The organism is Geodermatophilus obscurus (assembly GCF_900115395.1).
Lineage (GTDB): Bacteria > Actinomycetota > Actinomycetes > Mycobacteriales > Geodermatophilaceae > Geodermatophilus > Geodermatophilus obscurus_B.
In genome coordinates, this window is record NZ_FOWE01000012.1 from 167,748 (window position 1) to 174,595 (window position 6,848).

At 72.1% G+C, this 6,848-nt stretch carries 8 protein-coding genes; 2 read left to right on the forward strand and 6 right to left on the reverse strand.

Translation table 11 applies throughout. The annotated features are described in order from the left end of the window. Nucleotides 1–77: 77 nt before the first annotated feature. Nucleotides 78–1,334 carry a HupE/UreJ family protein gene (locus BM165_RS22050; protein ID WP_075015681.1) on the reverse strand — a complete coding sequence of 419 codons (1,257 nt, stop codon included), beginning with the start codon at nt 1,332–1,334 and terminating at the stop codon, nt 78–80. Nucleotides 1,335–1,511: 177 nt separating this feature from the next. Here BM165_RS22050 and BM165_RS22055 point away from each other — a divergent pair, with 177 nt between their 5' ends. After that, nucleotides 1,512–2,087, forward strand: a complete 576-nt coding sequence (locus tag BM165_RS22055) for a hypothetical protein (RefSeq protein ID WP_075015682.1) — start codon at nt 1,512–1,514, stop codon at nt 2,085–2,087. A 380-nt stretch (nt 2,088–2,467) separates the two neighbouring features. Here BM165_RS22055 and BM165_RS22060 read toward each other — a convergent pair whose 3' ends face one another. Genes BM165_RS22060 through BM165_RS22075 form a run of 4 tightly spaced genes read right to left on the reverse strand, consistent with a single transcriptional unit; the run spans nt 2,468 to nt 4,627 of the window. Next, complete coding sequence (locus BM165_RS22060; protein WP_075015683.1) at nt 2,468–2,989, reverse strand: Pycsar system effector family protein; 522 nt, start codon at nt 2,987–2,989, stop codon at nt 2,468–2,470. Beyond that, a complete protein-coding gene (locus tag BM165_RS22065; RefSeq protein WP_075015684.1) occupies nt 2,976–3,572 on the reverse strand; it encodes a type II CBASS E2 protein in 597 nt (198 codons plus the stop codon). Before BM165_RS22065 ends, BM165_RS22060 begins: the two co-directional genes overlap by 14 nt. A 13-nt stretch (nt 3,573–3,585) precedes the next feature. Further along, nucleotides 3,586–4,404 (reverse strand): adenylate/guanylate cyclase domain-containing protein, encoded by an 819-nt coding sequence (locus BM165_RS22070; RefSeq protein WP_075015685.1) that lies wholly within the window; start codon nt 4,402–4,404, stop codon nt 3,586–3,588. A 4-nt stretch (nt 4,405–4,408) separates the two neighbouring features. Next, nucleotides 4,409–4,627: a hypothetical protein gene (locus BM165_RS22075; RefSeq protein WP_075015686.1), complete on the reverse strand. Its 219-nt coding sequence runs from the start codon at nt 4,625–4,627 to the stop codon at nt 4,409–4,411. A 208-nt stretch (nt 4,628–4,835) separates the two neighbouring features. Here BM165_RS22075 and BM165_RS22080 point away from each other — a divergent pair, with 208 nt between their 5' ends. Beyond that, on the forward strand, nt 4,836–5,930 hold the full coding sequence (locus tag BM165_RS22080; protein ID WP_075015687.1) for an XRE family transcriptional regulator: 1,095 nt from the start codon (nt 4,836–4,838) through the stop codon (nt 5,928–5,930). 720 nt (nt 5,931–6,650) lie between these two features. Here BM165_RS22080 and BM165_RS22085 read toward each other — a convergent pair. Further along, nucleotides 6,651–6,848 (reverse strand): transposase (locus BM165_RS22085; protein WP_143108274.1); only part of this gene is annotated, 198 nt, incomplete at its 5' end.

Here is a 6,848-nt window from a genome sequence, read left to right on the forward strand (position 1 = left end):
GAGCAGGCGCCCGGGACTCTCGTGTCCGGGACCCGCCCGGGTCAAGAGAGACGGGTCCGCCTCGGGAGGAGATGTCCTCAACCCCCGAGCGCGGGGCCCGGCTCGCGCTTCCTCGTCGTCGCCGGGTTGCTGCGATCGGCCAGCCGGCAGGCTCCCGCGACGGCCGCCAGACCGGCCACGACCCACCACCGGGAGGCGACGGCCGCTGCCTCCACCCCGGCCAGCGGGTCGGCGAGCAGGCCGAGGCGGTCCAGGCCCCACCCCAGGGCGGCGGCCAGGGCCATGACGGCGCCGGTGACGCGCACCGCCGGGTACCAGCGGGTCCCGGAGGCCAGGTACAGCGAGGGGAACAGCAGCGCCACGGTGAGCAGCTGGGCCAGCTCGACGCCGACGTTGAACGCGAGCAGCGACACCAGCGACGCCGACCCGTCGACGCCGAGGTCGGTGAGGATGCCGGCGAAGGCGAGGCCGTGCACCAGGCCGAACCCGCCGGCGATCGCGAGCTCCCCGCGGCGCGCCAGCGGCCGCAGCGCGTGCACCGCCGCGACGCCCACCGACACGGCGATGAGCACCTCCACCGGCGCGCTCGGCAGGGAGACCCGGCCCAGCGCCGCGGCCAGCAGCGTCAGCGAGTGCCCGACGGTGAACGCCGTGACGACGCCGAGCACCCGGCGCAGCGTGGCGACCGCGCCGTCGTCCCGCCGTCGCCACCGGCCGGCGACGACGGCCAGCGGCGCGACCAGCAGCAGCGTGACGAGGAACAGCAGGTGGTCGGCGCCCTGCAGCACGTGGGTGAGGCCGTGGCCGACCATGTCGAGGACGCCGGTCCCGGTCGCCCCGCCGACCTGAAGGCCGTCGTCGGCGGCGGTGAGGACGCCGGCGGTGGAGACGTCCCCGGCGGCGTCGGTGAGGACGACGACCACCTCGTGCGTCGGGTCGGCCTCGATGACGCCGTCGTAGGTGAGCGTGAAGGCCGACGGGTCCGCGCCGCCGGTGTCGAGGGCGACGTCGGCGCTGAGGGAGGTGATGCCCTCGACCGACTCGACCACCGGGTCGGACCACGTCTCGGCCCATGTCGTCCCGTCCGGGCCGGTGACGGTGAGGTGCTCGTCGAGGTAGGCCGCCACCGCGTCGGGGTCGGCGGTGCCCAGCGCCTCCTCGACGGTCTCCAGGGCGACGCTCACGGTGGCGTCCACCCCGTCCTCGCCGACCCGCACCGACAGCGTGCTGCTCCCGAGGCCGTGCGCGTCCGCGGCCGAGGGGGTCAGGAGGACGAGGCCGCCGGCCAGGGCGGAGCCGGTGGCGAGCGTGCGGCGGCGGAGGAGGGAGGCCATGGCCGCCGACCGTGCCGACCGTTCCTGGGGGTCCGCTGGACGCCGACTGGGAGGACGTTACCGACGGTGAGATACCTGTCTCACAGAGTACGTACAGGCGCTACCCAGCGCCGGCGGAGACCGCCCGCCCACCGTGGTGCCCGACCGACTCACCCCGAGCCACGAGACGAGCCCACGATGCAGCTCCGCAGAACCCTCGCCACCGTCCTCCTCGCCGCCGTCGTCCCCGTCGCGGCGGCCTGCGGCACGACCGCCGAGGCGGCCTCCACCACGACCAGCAGCACGAGCAGCACGAGCGACAGCTCCGTCGCCGACACCGGTCCCTCCGGCGGGCGGGGCGGGCAGGGCGGCCCGGGAGGCGTCGACGTTTCCTCCGTCACCACCGAGGAGCAGCTGGTCGAGCTGGTCCAGGAGGCCTACGGCGACGGCGGCCTGGACCTGCACCGCGGCCACCAGCCGGTGCAGGACGTCCTGGACGAGGTGCTGGGCATCAGCCACGACGAGCTGCACGTCCGCATGGACGCCGGGCAGAACCTCGCCGCCGTCGCCGAGGACCTCGGCATCGACCCGCAGGAGCTCGTCGACGCCATGGTCGAGTCCTGGAGCCCGGCGATCGACACCGTGCTCGCCTCCGGCGCGATCACCGAGGCGGAGGCCGAGCAGTACCGGGCGGCGCTGGAGGAGGCGTTCGAGTTCCGCGTCACCTGGGACGGCGAGGAGGAGATGCCCACGTTCTCCGGCCCCGAGGCCTGACCCGCGCGGCACCCGCGGCGCGACGGCCGGCGCCCCGGGACTCCGGGCGCCGGCCGTCCGCGGCGGTCGACCGGGACGTGGAGACGAGGGGAATCGAACCCCTAACCCCCGCCTTGCAAAGGCGATCGCAGGGTGGTTTGGCCCGGTGGGCTGTCACCGAAAGCGGACCTTGAGCTGCAGAGATGCTGTTGACTGGTGCTGGGCGTTCTGTGCCCTTCCGACCGTTCTGCGGACTCTTTGCGGACTGGCCAGGCCCTTACACCTGTCCCTGAGACCGTCGCGAGATACCCGCCGTTCCCACTCGAGATGCTCCGGCGATCGATGTCCTTCCTCAGCGGTACGAGCGGACGCTCGCGTCAGGACGGCAAAGGGGTCCGCGGTCAGAGGGGGACAACGAGCAGCCAGCCGACGAAGGCGGCGCCCGCGCCGAGCCCGGCCCCAAGTGCCTTCCTGAAGTAGGTGAACTTGTCGAGGACTATCCGGGACAGGGTCTGGGCCTGTACCCACGCCTCGGCTCTCCCGGCGATTGGATCCGGCTGCGCGAGCGTCTCGAGATCGGCGCCTGCGAGATGCGGGAACGCGAAGCGGCTCGGCTTGGGGTTGGTCAGCCGCGGGGAGAGGGCGCGGAACAACCAGTAGCCTGCGAGCACGATCATGGCCGCGCTGATGGCGAGGCAGCCGAGCGCTACGACGTCTCGCAGGCCTACGCCGCCGTCGATAAGTGCGTCGACGCGGGGGCGCTGGCGGACGACGCCGGTCGTAAGGACGGTCAGGGCTGTGGCGACGAAGCCGATCTTGGTGTCGGCGTTGTTGGCTAACGGCCCGATGGTGCTGATCGCGAGGTAGGCGTCTTCATTACCCTTCGGCGGCTCGGGCTTGGGCGCGGGGCTACGCCGCAGCATTGGGCCGGTATCCGTCGGTGGGCCACGGGCCGCCAAGGCGCCAATCCGTGTAGGCGGCGTACCAGTGGGCCGCCCACACGATCGCCGTGGCGCTGGTGTGCTCGCCCGGGCGCCAGTCGTCGGTGTCCGCGACGCAGAGGTTGCCACTGACGTATAGGTGTTCGGCCGGGCGAAACCCGCGGCGACCCTCCTTGCGTCCGAGCGCGCGCGGGGTGACGGGCACGACGGCTGGGAGCCTGCCTGCGGGGTCCGCGACGATCATGGTGTCGAATCGGCCGCGACCGGTGTCGATGGTGCCGGTCCAGGTGTATCCACCGTCGCGCTGGTCGAGGCGGAAGCCGGGGAACGCGCGGTGGACGGCGGCGATGTCAGCGTCTCGGCCAGCGGAGTCGTCCCACCACGCGGAGCGCACGCTGATCGACGGCGGGTCCTCGCCGCCATGGAACGCGTGTGGGGCGACGGCAGTGGCCGTACCGGCAGTGACCGCGGCAGTGGCGGCGCGGCCCGTGAGGACGCGCCCGTCGACGCTGACGCCCCGAGGGATGTCGAGGCCGATGTAGCGCAGGAGGCTGGGCAGTGTCATGGGGCTCTCGCTCTCAGAGGACGCGGACGCGGCTGGACGGGGCGCCGGCGAGGTCCGCGCGAAGGCCCTGGAGGTGCGGCAGGAGGTTCCGCCACCGGAAGTCGTAGAAGGAGTAGGTCTTGACCTGGCCGGCCCGCTCGTAACGCTTGGGGCTGCTGGCGTGCTGGACAAGCAGGTCCTTGTTGCCGACCAGGTCTGCGAGACCCTGGCCGACAACGACTTCCCAGCTCAGTGCGGTCTTCTCGCACTTCGAGGCGAAGTTCGGCGCGAAGCCGAGGACGTTGACCTCGTTGGCGTCCTCGGTGCCCGTGCGGACGAAGTCGAGACGCCCGTAGTCGGCGCCGGCCCGCAGCTGCACGGGCTCGATGCCGCTGAGCCTGAGCAGGTTGTTAAGGGCGTTCTCGGTCGCGTCGAGCGAGAACGCGCAGGCCGCGACCGCGGCAGCCACGTCGACGGCGGGGACCTGGCTGTCGGGCCCGCCGAAGCAGGCGAAGACACCGTCGCCGCGGAGGCCGAGGATGTGCCCGCCGTGGTCGCCGATGACCTCGACAACCTGCGTGAGCACCGCCAGGGCGAGCCGGGCAACGTCGTCGGGCTCGTCCCAGAACGTGCGGGCCGTGAACCTCCGCAGGTCGATGAACGCCACGGCGGCGTCACAGTGATCGCGCTCGTTGAGGCCGAGGTCGGCGAAGGCCGGGTGCCCTGTCGGACGGGACATGCTCCCGGCGGTCTCGGCCGCGGCGGAGGCGCGCAGCCCCCTGCCGAGCAGGATGTCCTTGCGCTCATAGGCGTCGAGGACACCCCGCGCGAAGGCCGTCCGGTCGACGGGCATCCCGTCAGACCCTCAGGGCGGAGGGCTGCAGCCGCGGCATCTGCAATGAGTTCTGCATGTGCCGGACGACCGACTCGGCCCTCGAGGTGACCACGGCGACGACCGGCAACGCGGCCCAGCCCGCGACCAGGAGCCGCCCCGGGGCCATGCGCGGGGCGGCCGACTCATCGAGGCAGCGGAGGACGGTACGCAGGGCACCCTCCTCGAAGTCGTACAGTCCCATCTGACGCCTCGATCCACTCGGATACTTATAGGACGCTACAGCGCATCCTTGCTCACACGATGCCCACGTGCAGCCTCTCTGAAACGGGGCTGTCACCGTGCGTGGTCGTCCCCCGCTTGCCCCCGTCCGGGCGACAAGGACGCTGTACTGGTCGTGGGCATCGGCGCCGATACGACGAGCAGATCCGTAGCAGACCCAAGGAGCCGCAGTGAGCCTCGACGAGGCCCGCAGAACCGTCATCGCCCTTGACCGCGCCCGTCTCCAAGCCGGGCGCGAACTCCGTGGCCTCAGCCAGACCGCCCTCGCTCGCGAGGCCGGGATCACCGCGGCTGCCGTCAGCCAGTTCGAGAACGGGCACAGCCGCCCCACGCCGGCGACGCTGCTTAAGTTGTCGTACGCCCTGGACCTGCCGCTGGGCTACTTCGCCCGCAGGCACGGCCACGCCGCCGGGCAGGCGCCAGCCGCGTTCTTCCGCAGCCTCCGGTCGACCAGCGCCGCCGAGCGACGCCGTGCGACCGCCCTCGTCGGGCTCGTCCACGAACTGGTCCACGCCGTCGAGCAGCACGTCGCGCTCCCGGCCCCGGACGTCCCTGTGAACAAGGCCGCGCGCGACGACGCCAGCATCGACCGGGTCGCAGCCGACGCCCGCGCGCACCTCGGCCTCGACGCCAACGGCCCCATCCCCGACGTAGTGCGCGCGATGGAGCGCCAAGGCATCGTCACCGCCCGGTTCCGCGTCGAGGGGCACCAGATGGACGCATTCTCCGTCGACTACCTCGACCGCCCCGTCGTCGTCCTCGGCGCGGACAAGGGCCACCGCGACCGCTCCCGGTTCGACGCAGCCCACGAGCTGGGGCACCTCGTTCTCCACCACCCCGACGACGCCGGGAGCAAGGAGGCCGAGACGCAGGCCCACAAGTTCGCCGCCGCCTTCCTCATGCCCGCCGAATCAATTCGCGACGACCTTCCTCGACGCGCCGACTGGGAGCGGCTGGCCGGGCTCAAGCGCGAGTGGGGCGTCAGCATCGCGGCGCTTCTCAAGCGCGCGCAGACCCTCGGCAGCATGGACCCGGCCGCCTACACGCAGGCGATGAAGACGCTGAGCGCCCGCGGCTGGCGCAAGCGCGAGCCCGTCGACCTCGGCCCCGCCGAACAACCCGTCCTGCTCGCCCGAGCTCTGGAGGTCGCCGAAGCCCACGGCGTCACCCTCGACGACCTCGCCGCCGAGCACGGCCTACCGCTGCACGACCTTCGTAAGGTCCTGGAAAACTCCCTCGACCCGCGGCCCCGCGTCGAGCTCTAGGCGGGACGCCCTGCGAAGGCGCGTCCCGTGGACCGCCAAGCCGTAGACGTCCTGTGCTCGCTCCGGGTGGCCACCGGCGCAACCCAGCCGCAGCTTGATCCCGAGCCGTATCTGGCAGCCCCAAGGCATATCGGCTGCTCACCGCGTTGCCGACGGCGCGCTGTAGGGACCTGACGAAGTCGCCCGTCCTGGTGCTAGAGACAGCTTCGTCGATGAGGCGACACACGTCTTGCATTCGGCGTCCCGGGCAGTCGTTGTGACGGGTTCCGCACCTGTGCCGTGGCTGCTGGCATGGCTACAGGCGACAGCGGCAGCTACCGGACGCGCCAGCTGAACCGCGAGCCTCAGCGCCGCATCCGGCAAGAGCAGCCGACCGCAGCACCTGAAGGACAGATGCATCCCGGGGATCAATCGGCCGGCGCGAAGGCGGGTTAGGCGGTCGCGCTGCCGTGCGGCTGGTTCGGTAGGTGTATCACCCCGGCTGCCCGGGGCCCGGTCCCGATGTGGTGCTCGGCGTCGTGCCGGCACCGCGCGTGGAAGCAGCGGAGGGCCACTGCTCCCACACCTCCGTTAACCGGCCCACCACCGACTCACCAGCAGTTGCGCCGCGGTCCCCGCCCGGCCCGATCCGAGACACCTCCGCGGTGAGGCGTCGTAGGACAACGACCACGCCGTCCACCATCAGCGCCCGACGGCCTCGAGTGACTTAGGGCGCGTCTCTCAATCCCGTAGCCAGAGCAGAATCGAGGCGAGGACGACCGCGCCGTGGAAGACGGTGGCGTGTTTGTCGTAGCGGGTGGCGATGCCGCGCCAGGCCTTGAGCTGGTTGAAGGTCCGTTCGATGACGTTGCGGCGGCGGTAGGCGGTGCGGTCGTAGCCGATCGGCCGGCCACCGGCCGAGCCGCGGCGTCGTCGATG